A 26,652-nucleotide genomic window follows, 5' to 3' on the forward strand; every position below is an offset into this window, starting at 1 on the left:
CATCGGCGAACTGAGGGCGGCCTGCGGTTACTTCATGTTGGCCACCACGAACGGCGCGTGGCCGTGCAGGTAGTTGTTCCACCCGCCGGTCACCGGCGCGCCGGGGCTGAGCAGGTTGGTGGTGTCCGTGCCGACGTCGAGCTTCCAGGCGGTCCAGGAGATGCCGTTCGCCCTCATCCAGTCGATCCAGGACTGCGCCTCGGGTAGGCAGGACCGCCCGTCAAGGCCGCCGTCGGCGTTGCTGGCGCCCCACTCGGTGACGAAGAGAGCCAGTCCGGCGCGGATCGCCGCATCACCCTTGGCGCGCAGCGCCGAGCCGTGCGTGCACGAGTAGAAGTGCAGCGTGTACATGAGGTTGGTGCCGGACACCGGGCTCGCCGCCGCCACGTCCACGTCCTGCGACCATGTGGGGGTGCCGAGCACCACGATGTTGTCCGGGTCGGCGGCGCGGATCGCGGACACCACTGCCTGGTGGTACGGCTTGATGACGTTGGTCCAGCTCACCTGCAACGGTTCGTTGTAGGGCTCCCAGATGACGTTGGGCAGGTGACCGTAGCGGCGGGCCAGGTCGCCGAAGAACGCCACCGCCTGGGACTGGTTGTTCTGCGCCTCGTGGGCGTGCCAGTCGACGATCACGTACACCCCGGCGGTGACCGCGTTGTTGATGATGGTCTCCACCTGCGTACGGGCCTTGTTCGGGTCACTGAGGTACGCGCCTGCCGGCTCGACGCCCATGGCCGCGCGGATCACCTGGAGGTTCCAGTTGTCCCGCATCCAGCGCAGCGCGGAGAGGTTCTCGGCGTACGGGGCGGTTTCCCAGTTGAGCCACATGCTGCTGATGCCGCGCAGTTGCACCCGCGCGCCGGACCTGTCGCACATGGTGGTGCCGCAGACCCGCAGTTGCCCGTGCCGCTCGACAGGTGTGCCAGTGGCCGGCGGCGGCGTGGTCGGGGGCGGCGTGGTGGGAGGCGGGGTCGTCGGGGGTGTGCCGCCGGCGCAGGAGGCACCGTTGACAGTGCAGTTCAGCGGCGTGCCGGTGCCGTTGACGAGGAAACCGAACGACGTCGACGCGCCGGCGGCGAGGGTGCCGTTCCAGGACACGTTGGTGAAGGTGTAGCGGCTGCCGGAGGTCGTCTGCTGCGCGTTCCACGACTGGCTGACGCTCGACGAGGACGGCAGGTCGAACTCGACCCGCCAGCCGGTGATCTGCGTGGACGTGTCGTTCGTGACGGTGACCTGACCCTGGTAACCATTGCCCCAGCTGTTCGTCACGGAGAACACGGCGGTCGCCGCACTGGCGGGAGTGGCGGCGACCAGGGTCGCCCCTGCGGCCAACAGGCCGGCGACGGCCAGGGTCGTGACAAGTCTCAGTGTGCGCATGCGGAACCCGCTTCGGATCGACGGTGGTGGTCTGAGGCGGGGCGGCGCCTTCGCGCACAATATCGATCAATGCCTATGTGAGCAAGGTGTCGGGCGCTGCGCCCGACGGCCGGGTGACCCCCATCGGCTTGGTACAGAGCACATCCGGCTGGGGCAGGTAGCCCAGCGCCTGCCAGAACCGCAACGCGCTCGTGTCCTCCGGCAGGACCAGCAGGTTCACCCGTGGGCAGTCCAGCGCCGCGAACCGCTTCTCCAACTCGGCGACCAGCAGACTGGCGAGACCGCGTCGCCGGTGCTCCGGACCCACGGCCAGCCGCAGGATCATCCCGCGCCGGCCGTCGTACGTGCCGAGCACGACCCCGGCGAGCGTCTGGTCGACCTCGGCGACCAGGAACAACTGCGGATCCCGCGTCAGCTTGGCGGTCAACTCGGCGCGACCCAGCACGTCCCGCCCGGTAGCGGTCCACAGTGCCACGACACTGTCGTAGTCCGGCCAGGCGAACTCGCGAATGTGCGGCATGACGGCCCTCCCACATCGCTCGGCGATCAACGGTCTGCGGGTCGTGACGCTACGTGCCCTCCGATCACGCGTGCCGTCCGGCGTAGCGTGGGGCACATGCGAACCACCACGCTGGGCAGCGCAGGTCCCGAGGTCGGCGTCATCGGCCTCGGGTGCATGGGCATGAGCCACGCCTACGACATCACCGGGCCCCGCGACGACGACACCTCGATCTCGGTCATCCACCAGGCCCTCGACCTGGGCGCCACGCTGATCGACACGTCGGACGTGTACGGGCCGTACACCAACGAGGAGCTGGTCGGGCGGGCGCTGGCCGACGGCCACCGGGATCGGGCCGTCCTGGCGACGAAGGTCGGCCTGGTCGCGACCTCCCCCACCGACGGCAACCTGCCGAAAATCGGCAGGAACGGCCGCCCGGAGCACATCCGCGCGGCCATCGACGCGAGCCTGCGCCGGCTCGGCACCGACCACGTCGACCTCTACCAACTGCACCGGGTCGACCCTGACGTGCCCGTCGAGGAGTCCTGGGGTGCGATGGCGGAGGTGGTGGCGGCGGGCAAGGCGCGCCAGATCGGGCTGTCCGAGGTGACCGTCGACCAGATCGCGCGGGCCCAGGCGGTGCACCCGGTGGCGTCGGTGCAGTCCGAGCTGTCGCTGTGGACCCGTGATCCGCTGGCGGAGGTGTTGCCGTACTGCGCCGAGCAGGGCATCGCCTTCCTGCCGTTCTCCCCACTCGGTCGCGGTTTCCTCGCCGGGCGGTTCACGTCCTTCGACGACCTGCCCGCCGACGACTTCCGCCGTGGCCTGCCGCGTTTCCAGCAGGACGCGCTACGCGCGAACCTCGCCATCGTCGCCCGGGTCCGGGAGATCGCCGACCGGGTCGGCGTCACCCCCGCGCAGGTCGCTCTCGCGTGGGTGGTCGCCCAGGGTGACCAGGTCATCCCGATCCCCGGCACCAAGACCCCGACGTACCTGGCGGACAACTGCGCCGCCGGCGACGTACGGCTCAGCGCCGAGGACCTCGCCGACCTGGACGCGCTGCCCGCCCCCGAGGGTGGCCGCTACTGACGCTCCGGCGGCCCGGCGCCACGCGGCCGGGCCGCCACCGGCGGGCCGACCGCACTCAGCCGGGCCGCCGGAGCGCCACCGGCCGGCCGAACCGGACCTCGACCCCGGGCGAGTAGAGCACGCTCACCGGCGGCCCGACCGGCGCCGGCAGCCCGGCGGCGGCAACCAACTCGTCGTCCAGGTGCAGCACCTCGGCCCGGTGCAGTGGCCAGCGCGGATGCCAGTTCGGGAGGTGCAGCGTGCGCCCGTACGCCCGGGTGTGCAGCCCCCAACGAGCGGTGACGAAGTGGTCGAGCGGAGTCGGGTCGACGATCCGCTCCCCCACCCGCACCACCATCCGGCTCGTCGCGCCCGCCGGCCCGGGCCAGCGCCGTCGGCAGCGGTAGGTGAGTCGGTCGCCGTCGCGATCCAGCCGCATCGACGACCAGAGGTACGGCAGTCGCAACGTCGCCCGCGCCACCAGCACCGGCACCAGGCGGGACGCGTCGAGCGACCGGAACACCACAGCTCGCCGGCCGGCGTCGTCGACTGAGTAGAGCCGGACGTTGGTTTCCCAGAACGTGCCGAAGTACGGCACCCCGGGGCCCCGGCCGAAGCCCAGCCCGACCATCCGGAAGCCGATCAGGCCCACGTGACTGACGCCGTCGAACGTGTCCGGGCGAGTGCCGGCGGGCAGCAGCGGTGCGACGACCTCCGGGTCGACGGCCCAGTGCAGGAACGTGAGATCCTCCCAGCGCTGGCGCAGAACAGCCCAGGAGAACGACTGTCGGGGTTCGTGGTCGACGGGTTCGATGTCCACGCTCCCATCCTGGCTCAGGCGTGCGGGCCGACACTCACCGTGCCGATGGTCAACGTGGGTTTGCCCTCCAATATGTCGCCGAGCCGTTCGACCTCCTCGTCCAGCTCCCGCCGCCGCCCGGCGTCGAGGGGCCGCAGCGGCTCGACGGTGACGTGGATCGCGCGGCCCGAGCGGCGTTGGTGCCACACCCCGGCGACCACCCCGTCCACCAGCAGCACCGGATAGTTGCCGGCCTGCCCACGGGCGAGCGCCCGCTCGGCGGCGGCGCCGGGAAAGAGTCGCTCGCGGGGGTGGCAGCCGACCGCGTACGCGTCGAAGTAGGGCAGCAGCCGCAGCCCGGACGGCCGGTCGTCGGGGAACTCGGTGTCGTCGGCGGTCACCCATGCCCGGGCCCCCTCCACCGCCACCTCGGTCAGGTCGAGTGAGTCGAACAGCCACGTCGCCCATGCCGGGGGCACCCCCATCCACCTGGCGAACTGCGCCGGAGTGGCCGGACCGTACGCGTACAGGTAGCTGCGGACGAGGGCGGCCAGGGCGGCGCGCCCGGCCATCGGCGCGAAGTCGGGCAGCCACCGGGTCGGGCTGGTGTAGGTGGAGGCCCGGCCACGATTCGCGCCGAAGCAGACCACCCCGGCCCGGGTGGCGGCGGCCATCGCGGCGAACCACCGGGGCCACCTGTCCTGGAAGGCCTCCATGACGAGGTCACCCGCCCACGGGCCGGTACGAGCGACGATCTCCTCGGTCAACTCGGCGGTGGTCAGGTCGGCGTCGGCAACCGCTTCGGCGATGGCCGCGAGGACCTGCTCGGTCTGCCGGGGCGTCAGCAGGGCCACGCTCCGCTCCAGCGACGGAGCCGGCAACGCGCTCAGCGCGCCGATCCACATCGGCAGGTCCGCGGCGGCGAGCAGGTGCACGGTGCCGCGCGGCCCACGGGTCTTGACCAGCGTGCGGTCGCTCCACAGTGCCCGGCGCACCAGGGCGCGGGTCGCGCCCGGCACCCGCAGGCCGACGGACAGCTCGGCGGCCGACGCGATCTGGGCGTGCGCGCCGCACATCGCCGACACGACGTCGGCGACGTGTCCCGCGTCCGGTGCCGCGTCCGCCGCCGGTGTGTGGAGCCGGTGCCGGCGAAGACGCCGGGCGGACACCCGCGCCCAGCTCAGCTCGGTCATCGCGGGGCTCCGCCGGAGTCGCTCGGGCATGCGCGCCCGACGCCGGCAGCACAGGTCCTCATGCGGCTCACGCTACGACCGACGTCTGTCACTTTCCGCACCCCTGGCCGGTTCGGGGTGTCGACCAGCTGATCGACCAGGGTGCACGCGCGCCCACCGCCCGGCGGCTGCGCCCGTCACCCGCCGTAGGCTTGGTGTCGACGGCGGCATCGAGTTTCACCCCGAAACGCCTCGAACAGGACGCTCCGGGGGTTACGGGAGGACAGTCGCGTGACGCACGGTGACGTAGAGCTGGTGGCGCTGGCGCAGGCGGGAGACGCGGCGGCGCTCGGCGCGCTGCTGGCCCGGCACGAGGCCGGGATGCGGGCCGTCGCGGTGAGCATCCTCGGCTACGGCCCGGACGCCGAGGACGCGGTCCAGGACGCGATGGTGGTGGCGTTACGTCGCATCGGTGAGCTGCGCGACCCGTCCGCCGTCGGCCCGTGGTTGCGTGCCATCGTCCGCAACAACAGCCGGACGACGGTGCGCGGGTCCAGAGCCGTCCCGGTGGCCGAACCGGAGTGGTTCGCTCGTCCCGCCGACACACCCACCCCAGAGGAGGCTCTGGAGCAGGGTGCGATGCGCGACTGGGTGTGGCACGCCATCGGGCAGTTGTCCGAGCCGGACCGGCTGGTCACCCTGCTGCGGTACTTCAGCGACGCGTCGTCGTACGAGCAGATCGCGGCCGTCTGCGGCATTCCGGTCGGCACCGTCCGCAGCCGCCTCAGCCACGCCCGCCGGGCGCTCTCCGACGGCCTCCGGACGGCGGCGAGCGCGGCACACGCCGACGTCACGGCGGCGAGCGAGTCGCGGTGGCGGGAGGGTCGCGACATGATCGCCACCGCGATGGACGGCGACTTCGACCGGGTGGTCCGTGACAGTTGGTGGCCGGATGCCGAGCTGGTCGTTCCGGGTGGCCTGCGCGTCGGCCGTGACCTGGCCGTCGAGGGCATGAACTGCGACCTGGCGGCCGGGGTACGCCAACGGCTGCGCAACGTGGTGTCCAGCGGCGACGTGCTGCTCTGGGAGACCGACCTGATCAGCCCACCGGACGACCCGGAGCACTGCCCGCCGTCGGCGCTGTGGTTGCAGGTGCTGCGCGAGGGGCGGGTGCGCCAGCTCACCCTCTTCCACCCCGTCCCGGCACGGGAGATCCGTCAGCCGGCGTTGCTCTGAGAAAAACTTTCCCGATCGAGCGAACTTTCCCGTCGCACCATGCATCTGGTGGTGCGTCCTACATCAGTGCCGTGCCGGCGGACGCCGCACGGATCTCGAATCGGGAGAAAGCTCATGGGTTCCACCAGCCACGACGTCGGCACCCTCGCACCGGGTGCCCACTCGTTCACCGTCGACGGCGTCCGGCAGGTCTACCACGTCGCCGGCACCGGCCCGGTGTGCGTGGCGCACTCCGGCGGCCCCGGCATCGACTGGGCCTACCTGCGGACGCCCAGCCTCGAAGAGCACTTCACGATGGTGTACGTCGAACCGGTGGGCACCGGCGCGTCGGGACGACTCGACGACCCCGCCGACTACCGTCTCGACACGTATGTCCGGTTCCTCGACGCGGTCGTCGAGCACCTCGGCGTACCCCGGGTGTATCTCCTCGGGCACTCGCACGGCGGTTTCGTCGCCCAGCGCTACGCCCTCGACCGCCCGGACCGGATCGCCGGCCTCGCCCTGTACGACACCTCGCCCGTGACCGGCGCCGAGTTCTGGGCCGAGGCGATGGCCGGTCTGGCCGCGTACCCGCAGCGGCACCCGGACCGGCCGGAGGCGGCGGCGGTCCCGGCCGCGTTCGCGCAGATCGGCGGCGCGACCGACGACGAGTCGTTGAGCGCCGCCCTGCGCGCCGCCGTGCCGGTGTACTTCGCCGACTTCTGGGGTCGACAGGACGAATTCGCCCCGTTCCAGGCCGCGGTACGGATCTCGGCGGCACCGGCGGGCGCGCAGGACCCCACGCCCTTCGACGTGCGGGACAACCTCGGGGAGATCACCGTGCCCGTCGTGGTGATCGTCGGGGAGTACGACTTCATCTGCGGCCCGCGGTGGGCCGAGCAGCTGCACGCGGGCCTCAAGGACTCGCGGCTGGTCCGGCTGGAGCGCAGCGGGCACTTCGCGCACATCGAGCAGCCGGTGGAGTTCACCGAGGCCGTGGTGGAGTTGCTGAAGCGTTGACGCGGCGCCGTAGCGCCCGCGCCCGGCGCGCGTCCCGAGGTCGGTTCGTCACAGCGGGCAGGCCTCGGGGCGCCGGCGCGTTGCACGGTCATAGGCTGACCGCCTGCTGAACCCTGACGAGGAGGAGACCGCCGTGAGCCAGACCGAACGGATGGATTCCGTGGACGAGTGGAACGTTGCCGAGGACGACGGGGTCCTGGACGCCTCCGACACGCTTGATGACGACCGGGTCGGCGACCCTCTCGACACCGGCATCGTCGCCGCGGACCACTGGACCGCGGCGAACCGGTTCGGCACGACGCCGGCCGAGGAGCGGGCGGGCGAGTCCCTGGAGCAGCACCTCGCCCAGGAGGTGCCGGACGTCGACCCGTACGCCGAGGACGGTGACGACGAGGACGAGCTGACCCGTCGGGGGTACGAGGCCGAGGCTCGCGCCGGCCGTCTGGTCGAGTACGACGAGGGTGTCCGCGAGGACGACGAGGCCGAGTCGGTGGCGTGGGACGCCGGGATCGACGCGGGCGCGGCCAGCGCCGAGGAAGCCGCGATCCACGTGATCGAGGACCCGGACGGGCCCGGCGACGGCCCGCTGCGCTGACGACCACCCGACAACGCCGCGCCCACCATCGGTGGATGGTGGGCGCGGCGGGCGGGTTGCTCAGTGGATGGGGACGGGCGTCCTGACCTGCTCGCCCTGCGGGTCGTCGAGCTGCGCCGGCTGACGTCGGCGCGGCAGGAACAACGCCGGGATGATCGTGAGCACGACCAGCGCGAACGCGACCCAGAACGTGTTGGCGAACGACGTGGCGGCGAAGTCGAGCCCGCGCTCGATCAGCGACCGGTCCACCGGCATCTGCTGGAGCAGCTCCGGCCGCTGCTGGGAGGCGATGGCCAGCCCGGCCTCGGTGACCGGCTTGCCGCTCTCGTCCACCAGGCCGGGGATCGGCCGGGAGCCGTTCAGCTCGTTGGTGAGGATCACCGACATCACGGCGGCGCCGACCGACCCGCCGATCTGCTGGAGAATGTTGACGAGCGTCGAGCCGCGCGCCACCTCCTGCGCCTGCAACGTCCGCAGCGCCGACGTCATGATCGGCATCATCGTGCCGCCCATGCCCAGACCCATGACGAACAGCGACCCGCCGAGCAGCCAGTACGAGGTCTGCGGGTCGACCTGGGTGAAGCCGAAGAACCCGACGACGATGAGCCCCAGCGCGAACGGGACGGTGCGCCCGATCGGCACCCGGTCGGCCAGCGTGCCGGCGATCGGCATGGTGATCATCGCGCCGATGCCCTGTGGGGCCATCAGCAGACCGGCGGCCAGCGTCGACTCACCGCGCACCTGGAGGAAGTAGCTCGGGAACAGCAGGCCGGCGCCCATGAACGCGATGATGAACACGAACATCGTCACCGATGCGATGGTCAAACTGCGGTTGCGGAACAGCCGCAGGTCGAGCAGCGGGTGTCGGGGCTTGAACGAGTAGAGCACGAACGCCACCACCAGCGCGCCGCCGACCAGCATCGGGGCCCATACCTTGGTCTCGGCGAAGGTGCCCGTCTCCGGCAGGGACGAGACGCCGTAGAGGAAGAGGGCGAGACCCGGCGAGAGCATGATCATGCCGACGAAGTCGAACGACTCGGACGGCTCGGGGGCGTCCTTCGGCAGCGCCATCTGCGCGTAGATCAGCGCGATGATGCCGATCGGGATGTTGATCAGGAAGATCCAGTGCCAGCTCGCGGTGTCGATCAACCAACCGCCGAGGATCGGGCCGCCGATCGGGCCGAGCAGCATCGGGATGCCGAGGACGGCCATCAGCCGGCCGATCCGGTGCGGGCCGGCCGCCCGGGTCATGATGGTCATGCCCAGCGGCATGAGCATGCCGCCACCGAGGCCCTGCAGCACGCGGTAGCCGATCAGCTCGCCGATCGTGTCGGCGGTGGCGCACAGGCCCGACCCGATCGTGAACAGGGCCAACGCCACCATGTAGAGGCGCTTGGTGCCGAACCGGTCCGCCGCCCACCCGCTGAGCGGGATCACGGTGGCGAGAGCCAGGGTGTACGCGGTCATGGTCCAGGCGACGCGGGCGTAGGACGCGTCGAACTCGCTCTGGAATGTGGGCAGCGCCACGCTGACCACCGTCACGTCGAGGATCGACATGATCGCGCCAAGGACGACGACGCCCGCCACCTTGAGCACCGCGGCGTCGAGTTTGTCCGATGTCGCGAGGGATTGCTGTGTCACACACTCTCCTGAAGTCGAATGAGCCGGCCAGTGGTGGGCGGTGGCGGCGATGCCGCGCCGACCAGGCGCGGGGCGCGTCGTACCAGGACGACGACGCGCGGAGGAAGACTAACCGGAGGATGTGACGATTGACCGCCGGTTTTCGTGACGGCCGGGCCTCGCGTCCGAACGGCCGTCGGATGGGGACCGGACGGTCGACCCAGCCAGGGATCACGAAACCCTGGACAAGGCGCACCTGGTTGGGGTTCCGGGCCGGTGCCACGGTCGGTGCATGACACCTTCCACCTACACCGTCACCGGCCACTGGATCGGTGGCGAGACCGTCGCCGGCACGGCCGGCAGCCTTCCCGTCGTGAACCCGGCGACCGGCGAGGTCGTCGCCGAGACCCCGGCCGGCACCGCCGCCGACGTCGATCGCGCGGTCGCCGCGGCCCGGGCGGCCTTCCCGGCCTGGTCGGCGACCACGCCGCAGCACCGGGCGGACGTGCTGCGTCGCCTCGGCGCCGGTCTCGGCGCCCGGCAGGAGGAGATCGCCCAGGCGATCACCGCCGAGATGGGCTCGCCGATCGGCATGTCCCGTACCGCCCAGGTCGCCTTTCCGGCCGCGGTGGTCGAATCCGTCGCCGGTCTGGCCGACGACTTCGCCTGGACCGAGGAGGTCGGCAACTCGCTGATCGTCCGCGAGCCGATCGGCGTCGTCGGCGCGATCACCCCCTGGAACTTCCCGTTGCAGCAGATCGTCTCCAAGCTGGCGCCGGCACTGCTCGCGGGCGACACGATGGTCTTCAAGCCCTCCGAGAACGCCCCGCTGACCGCGCGGATCCTCGCCGAGGTCGCCGCCGAAGCGGGCGTGCCGGCGGGCGTGTTCAACGTGGTGTACGGCACCGGGGCGGTCGTCGGCGAGGCGATCTCCGCGCACCCGGACATCGACATGGTCTCCTTCACCGGCTCCACCCGGGCCGGAAAGCGCATCGGCGCGGTGGCCGCGGAGACCGTCAAGCGGGTCGCGCTGGAACTCGGCGGCAAGGGCGCGAACATCATCCTGGACGACGCGGATCTGCCCGAGGCGGTCAACCGAGGGCTGATGATGGCGTTCTCCAACGGCGGCCAGGTGTGCGGCGCGTGGCCGCGGATGCTGGTGCCCGCCTCCCGTCAGGACGAAGTGGTTGCGCTGGCCGTCGAGGCGGCGAAGCAGTACACCGTCGGCGACCCGATCGACGAGGCCACCCGGATCGGCCCGATGGCGTCCGAGGCCCACCGGGAGAAGGTCGTCGGGTACATCGAGCGGGGCATCGCCGACGGCGCCCGGCTCGTGGTCGGCGGCCCGGACCGGCCGGAGGGTCTGCCGACCGGCGCGTACGTCCAGCCGACGATCTTCGCCGACGTCGACCCGACATCACCCATCGCCCAGGAGGAGATCTTCGGCCCGGTGCTGACGATCATCCCGTACGCCGACGAGGACGAGGCGGTGGCGATCGCCAACAGCACGCCGTACGGCCTGACCAGCGGTGTCTTCGGCGAGCCGGAGCACGCTCTGGCGGTGGCCCGGCGGCTGCGCGTGGGGCAGGTCGACGTGAACGCCGGTCACTGGAACCCCCTCGCCCCCTTCGGCGGCTACAAGCAGTCCGGCAACGGTCGGGAGTTCGGCCGCCTCGGCCTGGAGGAGTTCCTGGAGACCAAGTCCATCCAACGCTGACCGCGCCTCCCGCCCTCGTCGATCATGGAGTTGTGGTGCCGACTCACACCCATTTCAGATGTTTTGTCGATCACGACAGCTCCATGATCGACAGGGCTAGGGCGCGGTGGAGGGTTCTGGAACACCGTTACCTGGTTTGACTGTTGCACTCGACGTGCCGGCCACCGTCGGCGACCACCGAACGGAGACACCGTGGACCGCGCCCAACTCGCGAGTTTCCTGCGCAGCCGCCGCGAGGCGCTCCAACCCGAGGACGTCGGCCTGCCCCGGGGTCGGCGCCGGCGCACCGGTGGGCTGCGACGCGAGGAAGTAGCCGCGTTGAGTGGTATGTCCACCGACTACTACAGCCGGATGGAACAGCAACGCGGGCCGCACCCCTCGGAGCAGATGCTCGCCGCACTGGCCCGTGGCCTGCGGCTCTCGCTGGCCGAACGGGACCACCTGTTCCAGCTCGCCGGGCACGCCGTTCCACACCGCACCGTACGGGCCGACCACGTCAACCCGGGCATGATGCGGATCCTCGACCGGATGCACGACACCCCGGCCCAGGTGGTGAACCACCTCGGCGAGACCCTGGCGCAGACCGCCCCGGCCGTCGCCCTGCTCGGTGACGAGACCCGGTACACCGGGCTGGCCCGCAGCGCCCACCACCGTTGGTTCACCGACCCGGCGGTCCGGCGGCTGCACCCGGTCGAGGACCACCACACGCAGAGCCGCCTGCTCGTGGGGCACCTGCACGCGTCGTACACCCGGGATGGGCGCGGCTCGCGGGCCGCGACGCTCGTCGACGACCTGCTGGCCAGGAGCCCGGAGTTCGCACAGCTGTGGCGCGAACACCCGGTGCCGGCCGGCTACTGCCCGGCGAAGCACTTCCTGCACCCGGAGGTCGGTGCGCTGGAGTTGCACTGCCAGACGCTCGTCGACCCGGACCAGTCCCAGACACTGCTGGTCTTCACCGCCGTGCCCGGCTCGTCGAGCGACGAGAAGCTGCGGCTGCTCTCCGTCATCGGCGCCCAGCGGGTCTGATCCTGGGAGGCGGGCCGAGGTAGCGGGCCGGGCTGACGCCCAGGTACCGCCGGAAGTGGCGGGTGAGGTGCGCCTGGTCGAAGAAGCCGGTCGCGACCGCGACCTCGGCGGGCCGCTGCCCGGCGAGGAGCAGACGACGGGCCATTTCGACGCGGCGACCGGTCAGGTACGAGTGCGGCGGCACCCCGTGCACCGTGGTGAACGTCCGGACCAGGTGGGTCGGGTGGGCGTGCAGCAGCGCGGCGGCCTCCCGCAGTGTGACGCCCTCGATGGTCCGGGCGTCCAGCAGCTCCCGTAGGCGGACCGCGAGACCACGGGTCGCCGGTACGACGCTGACCGGGGTTCGTCGGCGAAGCTGCGCGTGCAGCCGGTCCAGGATCAGCGCGAGTCGGCCCTCGGCCTCGAACTCGTCTCCGGGCGCGGCGAGCGCCCGGTGCAGGAGGTGGATCCGGTCACGCAGCTGCGGGTCGACGATGCCCGGCTGGTCGACCGCCCGGCCGGTCAGCTCCGCGTCGAGAGCCGAGGTGTCGAGGTAGAGGACCCGCTTGCGGAAGCCGTCGGCGGTGGCGGCGCGACCGTCGTGCGGCACGTGCGGTGGCAGGAGGGTGACCGAGGTACGCAGCGCGCCGTGCCGGTGCCGGTCCAGGTCGTAGCGGACCGCGCCGTCGTCGACGATCAGCAGCGTCCAGACGTCGTGGATGTGCCGGGGGTAGGCGTGGTCGACGAAATGGGCGTGGAAGACCTCGGCGACACCGGCTACCGCGGGTCGCCAGGCGCTGACGTGCGAGCCCGCCGGGCGGGTGGCCACGCTAAGAACGTACAAGACCGGGCGACGGTACGCGGGCAGGCTCGACGCCATGACCGAACCCATCCGATTTCCCACCAAGATCGCTGTGCTGCTCCGTGACGACCTGGTGAGCTGGCAGCGCCTTAACGTCACCGCGTTCCTGGTCAGCGGCATCGCCAACGCCGTACCGGAGCTGCTGGGCGAGGAGTACCGGGACGCGGACGGCACCCGGTACCTGCCGATGTTCGGCCAGCCGGTGCTGGTCTTCGTCGGCGATCGGGCCGCGCTGGTCGCCGCGCACTCGCGCGGGCTCTCCCGCGGGCTGCGTCTGTCCATCTTCACTGCCGAGCTGTTCGCCACCGGCAACGACCGCGACAACCGCGCCGCCGTGCAGGCGGTCGGTCGGGAGAAACTCGACCTGGTGGGCCTGGCGCTGCACGCGCCCCGCGCCGTGGTGGACAAGGTGCTCAAGGGTACGACCATGCACCCCTGAGCACACCGGGTGGCGGCCCGCGGGATCGTGCACTGGTTGTTCAACCCACGTTCCGGTCAGGGTTCCACTGTGGTGAGCGGCGGGCGCTTGCATCGGGCCGGCGGCAACAGCCGTCGACTCGATGCTGGAGGCAATGTGCGTACCACTTCCAGAAGGGCCCGGGCCGTCGCGTCCGCCGCGGCGGCGATCTCGCTGCTCGCGGCGGCGCCGGCGCTCGGCGCGCCGGCGCACCCGACCCCGGGGCACCCGGGTGCGGGCGCGAGCTGCGCGCCGGACGCGTCGCTGCTCGGTTTCTCCGACGCTCTCGACAAGACCACCTTCCGGGGCACTCCGGTGGCCGGCCTGTCCGCGTTGTCGTTCGCCCGCCCCGGGCGTGCCCTCGCGCTGGTGGACAACATCGGCACCACTCCGGCCCGCGTCTACGAGTTGGGGCTGGACACCGGACGGCGTGGTGTGGACGTCGGTGTCCGTGACGTCACACTGCTCACCCGGCCCGACGGCACGCCGTACACCGGGGCCGACTTCGACGGCGAAGGGCTCGTCGCCGAGCGCGGCGGGGACACCGTCCTGGCCAGCTCGGAGCGGGAGCCGTCGATCCGCCGGTTCCGGCTCTCCGACGGCCGGGAGATCGGCTCGCTGCCGGTACCGGCCCGCTTCCAGGTCGCCCCGGCCGGCGAGGCGGCCGTCAACCAGACCTTCGAGTCGCTGACCGCCACCGGGGACCACCGGGTGCTCTACGCCGGGATGGAGGGCCCGCTCGCGGCGGACGGCCGCGACGCCGAGGGCCGCGGCCGGCAGCGGATCATCCGGTACGACGGCCGTGACGGCGGCGCGTACGCCCCGACCGCTCAGTACGCCTACCGGACCGACCCGAACCTCGGCCTCGTCGAGCTGATCGCGCTCGGCGACGACCAGCTGCTCTCGGTGGAGCGGGGCTTCACGACCGGGGTGGGCAACACCGTCCGGGTGTACCGGGTCTCGGCGACCGGCGCGCCCGACGTGTCCACCGTCGCGTCCCTGTCGACGGCGACCGACCCGCGCTCCTGGTTGGGTAAGGAGCTGCTGGTCGACATCGCCGACTGCCCGCCGTCCGGCGCGACCACGAAGCAACCGCAGCCCAACCCGTTGCTGGACAACATCGAGGGCGCCGCGCTCGGCCGTGACCTGCCGGGCGGTCGCCGTGAGCTGTACCTGATCAGCGACGACAACGGCAGCGCCACCCAGACCACCCGGGTGTACGCGCTGTCGGTGACGCTGCGTCCCGAGGTGACGCTGCGGGACCGGGCGCTGCTGTCGGCGACCGCGTACCAGCCGGGCCCGGTCTCCGGCACCCAGCTCGCCACGACCCCGGTCAACGGGATCACCGCACCCTTCCCCGGGCAGCCCATTCCCGGGTTCTCCGCGGTGATTCCGGCCCAGCCGGGCGACAGGTCCGGCCGGCGGCTGCTCGCCATGCCGGACAACGGGTTCGGGGCGAAGACCAACTCGGCCGACTTCCTGCTGCGGGCGTACGAGATCGAACCGAACTACCAGCGGCACGGCGTGACGGTCCGCGGGCACATCAGTTTCCGCGACCCCGACCGTAGGGTGCCGTTCCCGATCGTCAACGGCGACACCCGGGAGCGTCTGCTGACCGGTGCGGACTTCGACATCGAGTCGCTGGCCCGCGACGCGCGGGGCGACCTGTGGATCGGCGACGAGTTCGGCCCGTACCTGGTGCGCACCGACCGGACCGGAAAGGTGCTGCAGGCGCCGATCCCGCTGCCGGACGGCACCAGGTCTCCGCAGTCGCCGGATCTCGCGCCGGGCGAGACGCCGACCCTTCGTGCCAGCAACGGTTTCGAGGCGATGGCGACCAGCGCGGACGGCTGGACGCTCTACCCGATCCTGGAGGGCGCCCGGGTCGACGACCCGGACCAGCGTCGCCGGGTGGTCTACGAGTTCGACGTGCGGCACAACCGGTACACCAACCGCACCTGGTCGTTCCGGGTGGACGACCCGTCCCTGCTGGTCGGCGACGCGGCGGTGCTCGACGGTCACCGGCTGCTGCTGATCGAGCGGGACAACGGCATGGGCCAGCAGTCGGTGGTCAAGCGTCTGGTGGTGACCGATCTGGACGAGGTGGGCGCGGACGGCTACCTGCCGCGGCGCACGGTGGTCGACCTGATGCGCGTGGCCGACCCGAAGGGTGTCTCCACGCCGGCCCGCCCGGGCGAGTACGGGGTCGGCCCGCTCTTCTCGTTCCCCTTGCAGTCGGTCGAGTCGGTGCTGCCGCTCGGCGGTGACCGGGTTTTGGTGGCCAACGACAACAACTTCCCGGGCAACGACGGTCGCGTCCCGGGGCACCCGGACGACACGGAGCTGATCGTGATCGACGTGCCTGGCCTGCGCTGACACCTCTGTTCCGAACGACCCCCGGCGCGCTCGCGCCGGGGGTCGTCGCGTTCGCACGGGGGGACCGGCGATGGCAGGACATTGATATCAATGAGCAGCGCTGTAATAATTAACACACTTTACAAATGCTGTGGCACCTGGAGGACGACGAGATGACACGACGACTGGGCGGAACCCTCCCCCGCATCCGCCTGACCTCCGCGCTCGCCGTGGTCGTGCTCGCCGTACCGGCCGCCCTGGCCGTCGGCGCGTCACCCGCGGCAGCCGCCGCGACCGGCGCCATCACCGGGTACGGCGGCAAGTGCGTCGACGTGGCCGCCGCGAACCCGACCAACGGCACAGCAGTCCAGCTCTACACCTGCAACGGTTCGACGGCGCAACAGTGGACGGTGGGCGACGACGGCACGATCAGGGCACTGGGCAAGTGCCTCGACATCGCCGCCGCCAGCACCGCCAACGGTGCTCGGGTGCAGATCTACGACTGCAACGGCACCGGGGCGCAGCAGTGGTCCGCGAGCGCCGGGCAGCTGGTCAACCCCACCTCCGGCAAGTGCCTCGACGCGACGGGCAACAGCTCCGCCGACGGCACTCCGCTGCAGATCTGGAGCTGCACCGGCACCGCCAACCAGACCTGGACGCTGCCCACCGGTGGCACCACACCACCGCCGTCGAGTGGATTCACCCACCCCGGCGTGCTGGTCAGCCGGGGACAACTCGACTTCGTACGCGGTCGGGTGCAGGCCGGCGCGCAGCCGTGGGCGTCGGCCTACAACCAGATGATGGGCAGCCGGTACGCCTCCCTCTCGCGGACGCCGGCACCCCGGGCGGTGGTCGAGTGCGGGTCCTACTCCAACCCCAACAACGGCTGCACCGACGAGCGCGAGGACGCGATCGCCGCGTACACCGACGCCCTCGCCTGGTACCTCACCGGAGACGCCCGGTACGCGCAGAAGTCGATCCAGATCATGGACGCGTGGTCGGCCACGATCACGTCGCACACCGGCAGCAACGCCCCGTTGCAGACCGGCTGGGCCGCCTCCGTCTGGCCCCGCGCCGCCGAGATCATCAAGTACACGTACACGAGCTGGCCCAACGCCAACCGGTTCGCCACCATGCTGCGCAACGTCTACCTGCCGGTGGTGCGCAGCGGCTCGAACAGCAACGGCAACTGGGAACTGACCATGATGGAGGCGGCCGTGGGGATCGCCGTCTTCCTCGAGGACCGCAGCGCCTACGACGCGGCGGTGACCCGCTTCCTCAACCGCACCCGGGCCTTCGTCTACCTGCCCAGCGACGGCGCGTTGCCGTACACGGTGCCCGGCAGCGGCCTGGACACCAGCTCCGAGATCATCGGCTACTGGCAGGGCCAGTCCACCTTCGTCGCCGGCCTCGCCCAGGAGACCTGCCGCGACTTCGTCCACACCGGGTACGGAATCTCCGCCATCTCGCACGTCGCGGAAACCTCGCGGATCCAGGGGCGGGACCTGTACCCGCAGGTCGGTGAGCGGCTGCGGCAGGCGCTCGGCTTCCACTCCCGCTACCAGCTCGGCGAGGCGGCGCCCTCCTGGCTCTGCGGCGGCAGCCTCACCCGGGGCCTCGGCCCGATCACCGAGGTCGGCTTCAACGCGATGAGCACCCGGCTGGGCAACGTCATGACCAACACCCAGACCCTGACGTCTCAACAACGACCGGCCGGCAGCAACAACCTCTTCGTCGCCTGGGAGACGCTGACGCACGCCAACAACCCGAACTGACCGTACGACCACGGGTCGGCGCCGAGACACCCGACGTCGACCCGTGGTCGCGGTCAGCCGTCGGCTCCCAGGGCCGCCACCGGGCTGACCCGCGACGCCCTGCGGGCCGGCAGCACTCCGGCCAGCGCGGTCAGGCCGACCAGTGCCGCGAAGAGCCCGACCAGCGGCAGCACCGGCACGGTCAGCGGCGCGTTGACCCCGAGGGTCTGGATCGCCAGCCAGCCGTACGGGACGCCGATCAGCAGACCGATGGTGGCTCCGATCACCCCGTAGAGGCCGGACTCGACGGTCAGCATGGTCCGCAGGCCGGTTCGGGACAGGCCGATCGCCCGGAGCAGGCCGGACTCGCGGATGCGCTCCACCACGGACAGCGCGGTCGTGGAACCCACTCCGACGACAGCGATCAGCACGGTCAGGCCGACCAGACCGACAGCGATCCAGACCAGGGTGCCCACCAGGGCGTCGTTGCGGTCCCGTTCGTCGGCGAGCACCGCGAGGCCCACCCCGTCGGCTCCCCCGATCGCCTGTCGCAGCGCCCGCACCCCGGCGGTACGGCCGTCCTCGCCGGCAACGGCCGCGTCGGCCAGCAGACCGGTGTACGCGGTCGGCGCGCCGAGCCGGTCGAGGTCGGCCCGGTCGGCCAGGATGCCCGCGTGCAGCGGGCCGTCACCGGGTAGGACCGCTGCCACCCGCACGTCGACGGTGCGCCCGTCGCGGGCGAGCGCGACGCTGTCACCGGCCCGCAGACCGGCGTCCCGGGCCACCCAACTGTTGACCACGATCCGCCCCGGGCCGCGGTCGGCCAGCGAGCCCTGTGCCACGTCCAGTTCCCCGGTGGTCGGCAACGCCGCCAGATCCAGGTCGTTGGTCGGGTAGCCGGAATCGACGTTGCCGATCTTGTCCGGGCCGCTTAGCAGCGTGACGTCGTCGAGCCGTCGGTACGGCACCACCCGAGCCAGCGCCGCGCGCTCCGCCTCGGCCCGGGTGACGACACCCGCCGGCAGGGTCCCCTCGTTGCTGGTGACCTCGAAGTCGGTCGGCGCGGACAACGCCATCTCGCGGTCGGTGAGCACCTGGAGCGACGCACCGCCGATGACCACCCCGGAGATCAGTGTCACGCCGAGCGCGACCACGACGGAGACCGCTGCCGCCCGGCGCGGCGCCCCGCCGATCCCGCCGACCGCCATCCGCCCGAGTGGCCCGAGCTGACGGAGCGGCCAACCCACCACGGCCAGCACCGGCCGCACCAGCAGCGGCCCGAGGGCCACCAGCGCGAAGAACGCCGACCCGCCCGACGCGACCAGCAGGAGCAGCGGCAGCGTCGGGTCGTAGGTCGACTGCTCCGGCGTCGGCAGCTGACTGATCGTCCCCGTGGCGGCCAGCCCAGCCCCGGCGGCCAGGAGCAGCCCGGACACCAGGCGCGGAACACCGATGCCACGCCGCCCCGCGGTGGTGCTCGCCGCGCGAAGCGCCTCCAGTGGAGAGACCCGAGCGGCCGAGAACGCGGGCGCCAGGACGGCCAGCACGGTGACCACGATGGCGCCGACCACCACCGACACCGCCGTGGTCATCGGTAGGCCGGGCGAGGAGACCGCCATGCCGGACGCGCGCAGGACAGCTGGCAGCGCGTACCCGAGGGCCAGGGCGCCGCCGACCCCGACGACACCCGCGACCAGCCCGGTCAGGGCTCCCTCGGCAGTCAGCGCCCCCACCAGGGTGCCCCGGTTCGCACCGACCGCCCGCAGCAACGCGAGTTGCCGCATCCGCTGGGCGAAGACGATACGGAAGGTCGAGGTGACCACCAGCGCCGCCGCGACGACAGCGATCGAGACGAAGATGCCGACCAGGATGAAGAGCTTTCCGACCTCTTCGGCTGCCGCGTTGGCCTCCGCCTGGCGCACCTCCGCGCCGGTGCTGATCGGCTGGTCGGCGACCGCCGCGGTCAGCCGTTGGCGGACGACCTCCGTCGAGGTGCCGGGGACCACGCGCACGTCGACCCGTTCGACGGCGGTCAGGCGCGCCCAGGAGATCACGGCGCTCTCCGGGGCGTACGCGTCGTAGCCGGCGTCGTCGGCGGCGTCGACCATGCCGGTCACGGTGAGCCGGGTGGGCGTGGTGAGTTCCCCGCCCGTGCCGGTGGTCGTGGTGCCGACCGAGAGGCCGAGCCGCTCGGCGGTGCGCGGGGTGACCGCGATCTCGCCGGGCTGGTGCGGGTAGCGTCCCTCGGTCACCCGGAGCGTGCTCAGCGGGCCGGTGCCCGGGTCGGCCCGCAGGTTGAGGTACCCCTGACCGATCGCCACCCCGGTCGACACCCGGGCCACCGCCTCGGCCACGCCGGGCACCGCCCGGATCGCCGGTACGTCCCGCACTGTGGGTGGCGGCGCGTCGGCGCTGCCGATCACCAGGTCGGTGGCGGCGGGGGTGCCGCTGAGGTTGTCCCGCACGGTGCGTTCGGTGATCTGCTGCACCAGCACGGTGCCGAAGACGACGAACGACGCGACCAGGATCGCCAGACCGGTCAGGATCAGTCGGCCGGGCCGCCGGGCCGCGGCGCTCGTCTGGGTACGCAACACCGTCGCTCTCATGCGCGGGCCGCCAGATCACGAAGCGCGTCGGTGACCGACACCTGGTCCGGCTTGTCGATCTCCCCGGCGATCCGCCCGTCGGCGAGCAGCACCACCCGGTCGGCGTACGCGGCGGCGATCGGATCGTGGGTCACCATGACGACGGTCTGACCGAGGTCGCGTACCGAGTCGCGCAGGATGCTGAGCACCTCCGCGCCGGAGCGGGAGTCGAGGTTGCCGGTCGGCTCGTCGGCGAAGACCACCTCGGGCCGCGCCACCAGGGCCCGGGCCAGCGCGACGCGCTGCTGCTGGCCGCCGGACAGCTCACTGGGCCGGTGACCGAGCCGCTGCGCGAGCCCCAACTCGTCGACCAGGCGGGCCAGCAGCTCGGCGTCGGGCTGACGGCCGCTGAGGTCCAGCGGCAGGGTGATGTTCTGCGCGGCGGTGAGCTGCGGCAGCAGGTTGAAGGACTGGAAGACGAACCCGATGCGCTCCCGTCGTACCCGGGTCAGTGTCCGGTCCGACTGACCGGTCAGCTCGGTTCCACCGAGCAGGACACGTCCCGAGGTGGCGGTGTCGAGACCGGCGAGACAGTGCATCAGTGTCGACTTGCCGGACCCGGACGAACCCATGATCGCGGTGAACTCGGCGCGGCCGAAGCCGACCGACACGCCGTCCAGGGCACGTACCGCGGTGTCGCCGCTGCCGTACACCTTCACCAGGTCGACCGCGGCGACCGCGGCGTGGCTGGTTCCCGGCGGGGCGTGGGTTGTCATTGTTCCTCCAGTGGCTGCGATGTGGCGCCCCGGAAGCCTCGCCGCCTGCGCCGGGTCGGCGCATCCGCCCGGGGCCGGGTATCGCCGGCGCCGGGTCTGCCTTTCGGCCGATCTGCCGACCCCACAGGGCTGGCTACGCTGGGTCATCGTGAGCACGCCTGGTCTTCGACGTCTGTGGGTACGCCTGGCCCAGGCCGCCGGCCTGGTGGCCATCGGCCTGCTCGCCGTCTTCGACCTCCGGTTCGGCATGCCCGAGAGCCTGGCCGCCCTCGTACTCCTGGCGGTGCGGATGGGGCTGGCGGTGGCGACGGTGCCGCTCTGGTTACCGGTGCATCGGCTGGGTTCCCGCCTGCTGCCGTGGGCCGCGCTGGTGCTCTCCTGCGCCTCACTGGCCGTGACCGCCGCGATCGTCGTCCTCTCCGACGGCAGCTACCTGATCGGCGGCAGTTGGGGTCTCGCCGAGTCGGCCGGTCTGATCGGTGTGGCGTTCGTGGTCACCCGGTGGGGCGCGGCTCGACTCGTTCCGTGGGCGGCGCTGGCCGTCGGGTTGGCCGTCGCCGCGTTGCCGCTGCGTGTCGGCACCGAGAACCTGCTGGTGATCTTCGGTCTGCTCCAGGTGATCGCCGCGGCCGGCGCCGCCGGGGTGGGGCTCTACCTGCGGATCGTGGCCGCCGGCCGGGAGCGGGCAATCGCGTTGGTGCGGGCTGAGCAGCGCGCGGAGTTCGCCCGGGACCTGCACGACTTCGTCGCCCACCACGTCACCGGCATCGTGGTGCAGGCGCAGGGCGCCCGGTTCGTCGCCGAGCAGGACCCGCGCCGGGTCATCGTCGCCCTGGAGCAGATCGAGCGGGCGGGCGCGGAGACGATGGCCTCGATGCGGCGGATGGTCGGCGTCCTGCGCAACCCCGACGCCCCGCCGGACGCCCCGCTGGCCCCACTGGCCGGGGTGACCGAGTTGGCGCCGCTGGTGACAGGCTTCAACGGCACGGCGAACGGGCCGGCACGGCTGCACCTCGACGGCGACCTGGACGGGTTGCCGGTGGAGGTCTCGACCTCGGCGTACCGGGTGGTGATGGAGGGGCTGACCAACACCCGCCAGCACGCGCCGGACGCCCGGTCGGTGGACGTGGCAGTGCGTCGTACCCCGGACTGGTTGTTGGTCCGGGTGGCCGACGACGGCGCGTCGCCGCGCACCGCCCCGGCGCGGGGGCACGGCTTCGGCCTGATCGGCCTGACCGAACGGGTACGAGCCCTCGGCGGCACGATCAGCGCCGGACCGGGCGTCGCCGGCGGCTGGGTGCTCGACGCCGCGTTCCCGTTGCAGGTGGGTCGATGATCCGGGTACTGATAGCCGACGACCAGGCGATGGTCCGCACGGGCTTCGGGATGATCATCGGGGCGCAGCCGGACATGACAGTCGTCGGCGAGGCCGCCGACGGGGTCGTCGCCGTGGAACTGGCCCGACGGCTCCGCCCGGACGTGGTGCTGCTCGACATCCGGATGCCCCTCCTCGACGGGCTAGAGGCGCTGCGGCTGCTCGCCGGGTCGGGCGTCGCCGACCCGGTCCGGGTGGTCGTCGTGACGACCTTCGACCTGGACGAGTACGTGCACACCGCGCTCTCCAACGGCGCGTGCGGCTTCCTGCTCAAGGACTCCGGCCCCGCCCTGCTGATCGAGGCGGTGCGCGCGGCCGTCTCCGGTGACGCGCTGATCAGCCCGTCCATCACGGTCCGGCTACTGGAGCATCTCAGCTCACCCGCTCCGGCCTACGACGACGCCGCGCTGTCCCCACGGGAACTCGACGTGGTGAAGCTCGTCGCCCGAGGCCTGACCAACGCCGAGATCGCCGCTCGGCTCTTCATCGCCGTCGGCACCGTCAAGACCCACCTGGCCAGCGTGCAGACGAAGCTCGCGGCCCGCAACCGGGTCGAGATCGCCGCCTGGGCCTGGGAACGCCGCCTCGTCGGTTGAGGGGACAACGGCGCGACAGCCACTCGCCTACCATCGTCATCAGTCGATGACTGGTCCGCTGCGCTCACCCGAAGGCGAGGCGATCAACCATGCGCGATCATCCGTGGCGCGGCGTCCGATCCAGGGCAGCCGCACTGGCCGTCTGCACGCTCACCGCGGCGGTGGTGGCGACGGGCGCGACCCCGGCGTACGCGGCGGCGGACACCCAGCCCCCCACCGCCCCCGGCCCGATCACTGTCGCCGCCATCGACACCACCTGGGTCGAGCTGACCTGGGCTGCCTCGACCGACGACGTGGGGGTGGTCCGCTACCCGGTCTCCGCGCGGTTCGAGGACAACGGCCTGACCTGGTCGACCGACACCAACAGCATTCGGGTCACCGGCCTGCGGCCGTCGCGCACGTACACCTTCTTCGTGTCGGCGCTGGACGCGGCCGGCAACAGCTCGCCGTCGAGCGGGCCCCTACGGTTGACCATGCCACCGGGGGACGACCAACCGCCGGGCGCTCCGGGTCAACCGGTGGCGTTCGACGTCACCGCCACGGTGGTTCGGCTGCGCTGGGCGCACTCGCTGGACAACGTGGTGCTCGAACGGTACGAGGTGTTCCGGGTGGACGCCGGCGGCGCTCTCACAGTCGTCCGCGACGTTTCCCAGTACCCGCCCAACAACAGTGCCCAGATCAGCGGGCTGACGCCGAACACCACGTACACCTTCGTGGTGCGCGCCCGCGACGAGGTCGGCCTCCTGTCCCCACTGTCCGCGCCGATCACCGTCACCACCCTGCCACCGCCGCCGAGCTGCGAGGTGCGGTCCGTCGCGCGGCAGTGGTCGGACGGTTTCGTGGCGCACCTGACCGTCAGGAACACCGGCACCACCGCGGTCGACGGGTGGACGATGACGTGGCGGTTCTGGGCGAGCCAGCAGGTCCACGGCATCTGGGGCGCGAAGGTGGTCGACCGTCCCACCAACAGTTACCTGCGGGTGGGCAACACCGGTCGCAACGCGGTGATCCCGCCCGGCGGCAGCGTCTCGCTCGGCCTCGTCGCCTCCGGCACGCAACTGCCGCAGGAGGTCACGCTCAACGGCGGCCTCTGCGAGGTGGCAGACGAGTAACGCTCACGTACGAAGTCTGGCGCGCGCCGCGACATCTTGCGACGCTAGCCGATATGTATGACTACGACCTGGTGGTGCTGGGGTCCGGGCCCAGCGGTCAGAAGGCGGCGATCGCCGCCGCCAAGCTCGGCAGGCGGGTCGGCATCGTGGACCGCCGCGACATGATCGGCGGGGTGTGCATCAACACCGGCACGGTCCCGTCCAAGACGTTGCGTGAGGCAGTGCTCTACCTGACCGGTCTGAGCCAACGTGACCTGTACGGCAGCAGCTACCGGGTCAAGGACGAGATCACGGTCAGCGACCTGGCCGCCCGGACCCAGCACGTCATCACCAGGCAGACCGACGTCATCCGCAACCAGCTCGCCCGCAACCGGGTCGCCATGATCACCGGCACCGGCCGGTTCGCCGACGCGCACTCGATCTGGGTCGACGGCGGGTCCGGCCGGGAGTCCAAGGTGACCTTCGACAAGATCGTCATCGCGGCGGGCACCCGGCCGGCCCGCCCGGACAGCGTCGACTTCGACGACCGCACGATCGTGGACTCCGACGGCGTCATCAACCTCCAGGCCGTACCCCGCAGCATGGTCGTTGTCGGCGCCGGTGTGATCGGCATGGAGTACGCCTCGATGTTCGCCGCCCTGGGCACCAAGGTGACTGTCGTCGAACGGCGCGAGCGGATGCTCGACTTCTGCGACGAGGAGATCGTCGAGTCGCTGAAGTACCACCTGCGCGACCTGTCCGTGGCGTTCCGCTTCGGCGAGGAGGTCGCCGCCGTGGAGAAACACCAGACCGCGGCGCTGTGCATCCTCAGGAGCGGCAAGAAGATCGTCGCGGACACCGTGATGTACTCCGCCGGCCGACAGGGCCAGACCGACGACCTGGCGCTGGAGGCGGCGGGGCTGGAGGCGGACCGGCGTGGCCGGATCGCTGTGGACGCCAACTACCGCACGGCGGTGGACAACATCTACGCGGTCGGCGACGTGATCGGCTTCCCCGCCCTGGCGTCGACCTCGATGGAACAGGGTCGGCTGGCCGCGCAGCACGCCTGCGGCGAGCCGATCCGGGAGATGCACGGCCTGCAACCGATCGGCATCTACACGATCCCGGAGATCAGCTTCGTCGGGCAGACCGAGGCGCAGCTCACCGAGAGCTCGACGCCGTTCGAGGTGGGCATCGCGCGTTACCGGGAACTGGCCCGCGGCCAGATCGTCGGCGACTCGTACGGCATGCTGAAGCTGCTCGTCTCCCCCAGCGACGGCCGGCTGCTCGGGGTGCACGTGTTCGGCACCGCCGCCACCGAGATCGTCCACATCGGGCAGGCGGTGATGGGCTGCGGTGGCACTATCGACTACCTGATCGACGCGGTGTTCAACTACCCGACGCTGGCCGAGGCGTACAAGGTGGCCGCCCTGGACGCCGCCAACAAGATCCGCAACATCACCCGCATCGACGGCTAGCCACTACCGCCGACCTCGACCAGCTCCGCAAGCCGACTGCGGTAGTTCGGGCAGGTCGAAATATCCTCGTGTGAACAGTTCAGCCCGGCCGCGAGCAGATCGAGCGCCGACCGCAGCGCCGCCATCCTGGCCCGCACCGCGTCGTGGTTGCGGCGCAGCACGTCCTTACGGGCGGCGGGGTCGCTCGCGGTGAGGAACGCCCGGATGTCGGGCAGCGACAGGCCGGCCTGCTTCGCCCGCAGGATCGAGGCCACTCTGAACAGGTCGTCGTGGGTGTAGCGGCGACGACCGCCGGTGACCCGAGCGGGGCACAGCAGTCCCACCGATTCCCAGTGCCGCAGTACGTGCGCTGGCAGGCCGAAGTGGTCGGCCACCTCGCCGATCGTCATCGGGCTTGACTTCATGTCGACATTAGGTCCCACCCTGACGGGCATGTCCAGTCTCTTAGCTGTCCTCGATGCCATCGAGAACGAACCCGCGGCCGTCGCCCTGCGTGCCCGTTCCTACGAGTTGCTCGGCGACCTCACCGGCCGAACCGTCATCGACATGGGCTGTGGCAGTGGCCGCGCCGTCGCCGAGTTGGCCGAGCGCGGCGCCCACGCGCTCGGCGTCGACGTCGACCCCGAGATGATCGCCGTGGCGCGGGAGCGCTGGCCTGCCGGCGAGTTCCATGTCGGCGACGCCAGCGAGTTGCCGTTCCCAACCGGGTCGGCCACGTACTACCGGGCGGACAAGGTGTTGCACGTGCTCGACGACCCGGAGCGGGCCGTGGCCGAGGCACGGCGGGTGCTCACACCGGGCGGCCGGGCCGTACTGCTCGGCCAGGACTGGGACCTGATCGCCATCGACTCGGACCAGCCGGAGACCACCCGTCGGCTGGTCCACGCGAAGGCGGACTCGCTCCCGTCGCCGCGCATCGCCCGCAGGTATCGCAGCCTGCTCCTCGACGCCGGCTTCACCGACCCGACCGTCGAGGTGCACACCACGGTGTTCACCGACGACACCGCGCTCGGCCTGTTGCAACGGATCACCGGGGAGGAGACCTGGCTCGCCGAGCAGGCCGAGCGCGCCCTAACGAACCGGATCCTCGTCGCCGTGCCGATGTTCCTCGTCGCCGCCCAGGCGTGACACCGGAACTCGGTGCCCCCCCCGGCCCCACCCGCACCCCCGGCCCCACCCGCACCCCCGGCCCCGCAACCCCGGTGATCAAGAGGTTTGCGTCATCCCGCCTGG

Annotated in this window: 23 protein-coding genes; 14 read left to right on the plus strand and 9 right to left on the minus strand. The window is 71.6% G+C overall.

Annotated elements, in window-relative coordinates; genetic code table 11:
• Positions 1-27: 27 nt before the first annotated feature.
• Both O3438_RS07695 and O3438_RS07700 read right to left on the minus strand, forming a co-directional pair.
• Entirely contained in the window at positions 28-1,380 is a 1,353-nt protein-coding gene (locus O3438_RS07695; protein ID WP_269679279.1) for a cellulase family glycosylhydrolase, read from the minus strand.
• A gap of 73 nt (positions 1,381-1,453) precedes the next feature.
• Entirely contained in the window at positions 1,454-1,900 is a 447-nt protein-coding gene (locus O3438_RS07700) for a GNAT family N-acetyltransferase (protein ID WP_269679280.1), read from the minus strand.
• Positions 1,901-1,996: 96 nt separating this feature from the next.
• Between O3438_RS07700 and O3438_RS07705 the strand changes: the two genes are divergently transcribed.
• Complete coding sequence (locus O3438_RS07705; protein ID WP_269679281.1) at positions 1,997-2,968, plus strand: aldo/keto reductase; 972 nt, start codon at positions 1,997-1,999, stop codon at positions 2,966-2,968.
• Positions 2,969-3,023: 55 nt separating this feature from the next.
• Here the strand turns inward: O3438_RS07705 and O3438_RS07710 are convergent, their stop codons facing one another.
• On the minus strand, positions 3,024-3,767 hold the full coding sequence (locus O3438_RS07710; protein ID WP_269679282.1) for a YqjF family protein: 744 nt from the start codon (positions 3,765-3,767) through the stop codon (positions 3,024-3,026).
• A gap of 14 nt (positions 3,768-3,781) precedes the next feature.
• A complete protein-coding gene (locus O3438_RS07715) occupies positions 3,782-4,939 on the minus strand; it encodes a winged helix DNA-binding domain-containing protein (protein ID WP_269679283.1) in 1,158 nt (385 codons plus the stop codon).
• 270 nt (positions 4,940-5,209) lie between these two features.
• On the opposite strand from O3438_RS07715, the gene O3438_RS07720 reads away from it, so the two are divergent.
• The 3 genes from O3438_RS07720 to O3438_RS07730 all read left to right on the plus strand — a co-directional run bounded on the left by O3438_RS07720 (position 5,210) and on the right by O3438_RS07730 (position 7,748).
• Positions 5,210-6,154: an RNA polymerase sigma factor gene (locus O3438_RS07720; RefSeq protein WP_269679284.1), complete on the plus strand. Its 945-nt coding sequence runs from the start codon at positions 5,210-5,212 to the stop codon at positions 6,152-6,154.
• A gap of 114 nt (positions 6,155-6,268) precedes the next feature.
• Positions 6,269-7,153, plus strand: coding sequence for an alpha/beta fold hydrolase (locus tag O3438_RS07725; RefSeq protein ID WP_269679285.1), 885 nt, complete (start codon positions 6,269-6,271; stop codon positions 7,151-7,153).
• A gap of 133 nt (positions 7,154-7,286) precedes the next feature.
• Positions 7,287-7,748: a DUF5709 domain-containing protein gene (locus O3438_RS07730; RefSeq protein ID WP_269679286.1), complete on the plus strand. Its 462-nt coding sequence runs from the start codon at positions 7,287-7,289 to the stop codon at positions 7,746-7,748.
• Positions 7,749-7,808: 60 nt separating this feature from the next.
• Here the strand turns inward: O3438_RS07730 and O3438_RS07735 are convergent, their stop codons facing one another.
• The gene (locus O3438_RS07735) at positions 7,809-9,389 is read right to left on the minus strand and encodes a DHA2 family efflux MFS transporter permease subunit (RefSeq protein ID WP_269679287.1); all 1,581 of its coding nucleotides are present in this window, start codon (positions 9,387-9,389) and stop codon (positions 7,809-7,811) included.
• A gap of 271 nt (positions 9,390-9,660) precedes the next feature.
• Here O3438_RS07735 and O3438_RS07740 point away from each other — a divergent pair, with 271 nt between their 5' ends.
• Both O3438_RS07740 and O3438_RS07745 read left to right on the plus strand, forming a co-directional pair.
• Positions 9,661-11,085 carry an aldehyde dehydrogenase family protein gene (locus O3438_RS07740; protein ID WP_269679288.1) on the plus strand — a complete coding sequence of 475 codons (1,425 nt, stop codon included), beginning with the start codon at positions 9,661-9,663 and terminating at the stop codon, positions 11,083-11,085.
• A gap of 192 nt (positions 11,086-11,277) precedes the next feature.
• Positions 11,278-12,111 carry a helix-turn-helix transcriptional regulator gene (locus O3438_RS07745; protein ID WP_269679289.1) on the plus strand — a complete coding sequence of 278 codons (834 nt, stop codon included), beginning with the start codon at positions 11,278-11,280 and terminating at the stop codon, positions 12,109-12,111.
• Here O3438_RS07745 and O3438_RS07750 read toward each other — a convergent pair.
• The gene (locus O3438_RS07750; protein WP_269679290.1) at positions 12,089-12,919 is read right to left on the minus strand and encodes an AraC family transcriptional regulator; all 831 of its coding nucleotides are present in this window, start codon (positions 12,917-12,919) and stop codon (positions 12,089-12,091) included. The genes O3438_RS07745 and O3438_RS07750 overlap by 23 nt on opposite strands.
• A gap of 49 nt (positions 12,920-12,968) precedes the next feature.
• On the opposite strand from O3438_RS07750, the gene O3438_RS07755 reads away from it, so the two are divergent.
• The 3 genes from O3438_RS07755 to O3438_RS07765 all read left to right on the plus strand — a co-directional run bounded on the left by O3438_RS07755 (position 12,969) and on the right by O3438_RS07765 (position 17,539).
• Positions 12,969-13,391, plus strand: coding sequence for a DUF2000 domain-containing protein (locus O3438_RS07755; RefSeq protein WP_269679291.1), 423 nt, complete (start codon positions 12,969-12,971; stop codon positions 13,389-13,391).
• 135 nt (positions 13,392-13,526) lie between these two features.
• The gene (locus tag O3438_RS07760; protein ID WP_269679292.1) at positions 13,527-15,785 is read left to right on the plus strand and encodes an esterase-like activity of phytase family protein; all 2,259 of its coding nucleotides are present in this window, start codon (positions 13,527-13,529) and stop codon (positions 15,783-15,785) included.
• 125 nt (positions 15,786-15,910) lie between these two features.
• Positions 15,911-17,539, plus strand: a complete 1,629-nt coding sequence (locus O3438_RS07765; RefSeq protein ID WP_269679293.1) for a lectin — start codon at positions 15,911-15,913, stop codon at positions 17,537-17,539.
• Positions 17,540-17,592: 53 nt separating this feature from the next.
• Here the strand turns inward: O3438_RS07765 and O3438_RS07770 are convergent, their stop codons facing one another.
• Both O3438_RS07770 and O3438_RS07775 read right to left on the minus strand, forming a co-directional pair.
• Complete coding sequence (locus tag O3438_RS07770; RefSeq protein ID WP_269679294.1) at positions 17,593-20,124, minus strand: ABC transporter permease; 2,532 nt, start codon at positions 20,122-20,124, stop codon at positions 17,593-17,595.
• Positions 20,121-20,879 carry an ABC transporter ATP-binding protein gene (locus O3438_RS07775; RefSeq protein WP_269679295.1) on the minus strand — a complete coding sequence of 253 codons (759 nt, stop codon included), beginning with the start codon at positions 20,877-20,879 and terminating at the stop codon, positions 20,121-20,123. Before O3438_RS07775 ends, O3438_RS07770 begins: the two co-directional genes overlap by 4 nt.
• 148 nt (positions 20,880-21,027) lie before the next feature.
• Here O3438_RS07775 and O3438_RS07780 point away from each other — a divergent pair, with 148 nt between their 5' ends.
• The 4 genes from O3438_RS07780 to sthA all read left to right on the plus strand — a co-directional run bounded on the left by O3438_RS07780 (position 21,028) and on the right by sthA (position 25,419).
• Complete coding sequence (locus tag O3438_RS07780) at positions 21,028-22,215, plus strand: sensor histidine kinase (RefSeq protein ID WP_269679296.1); 1,188 nt, start codon at positions 21,028-21,030, stop codon at positions 22,213-22,215.
• The gene (locus tag O3438_RS07785) at positions 22,212-22,850 is read left to right on the plus strand and encodes a response regulator (RefSeq protein WP_269679297.1); all 639 of its coding nucleotides are present in this window, start codon (positions 22,212-22,214) and stop codon (positions 22,848-22,850) included. Before O3438_RS07780 ends, O3438_RS07785 begins: the two co-directional genes overlap by 4 nt.
• Before the next feature lie 89 nt (positions 22,851-22,939).
• On the plus strand, positions 22,940-23,962 hold the full coding sequence (locus O3438_RS07790) for a fibronectin type III domain-containing protein (RefSeq protein ID WP_269679298.1): 1,023 nt from the start codon (positions 22,940-22,942) through the stop codon (positions 23,960-23,962).
• A gap of 53 nt (positions 23,963-24,015) precedes the next feature.
• Positions 24,016-25,419, plus strand: a complete 1,404-nt coding sequence (sthA, locus tag O3438_RS07795) for a Si-specific NAD(P)(+) transhydrogenase (protein ID WP_269679299.1) — start codon at positions 24,016-24,018, stop codon at positions 25,417-25,419.
• On the opposite strand, the gene O3438_RS07800 is transcribed toward sthA, so the two are convergent.
• Complete coding sequence (locus O3438_RS07800) at positions 25,416-25,823, minus strand: MerR family transcriptional regulator (RefSeq protein WP_269679300.1); 408 nt, start codon at positions 25,821-25,823, stop codon at positions 25,416-25,418. The two genes, sthA and O3438_RS07800, sit on opposite strands and share 4 nt — an antisense overlap.
• A gap of 28 nt (positions 25,824-25,851) precedes the next feature.
• Between O3438_RS07800 and O3438_RS07805 the strand changes: the two genes are divergently transcribed.
• Complete coding sequence (locus O3438_RS07805) at positions 25,852-26,547, plus strand: methyltransferase domain-containing protein (protein ID WP_269679301.1); 696 nt, start codon at positions 25,852-25,854, stop codon at positions 26,545-26,547.
• Positions 26,548-26,652 lie beyond the last annotated feature (105 nt).

Origin of the sequence: Micromonospora sp. WMMC250 (assembly GCF_027460215.1) — a bacterium.
GTDB lineage: Bacteria > Actinomycetota > Actinomycetes > Mycobacteriales > Micromonosporaceae > Micromonospora > Micromonospora taraxaci.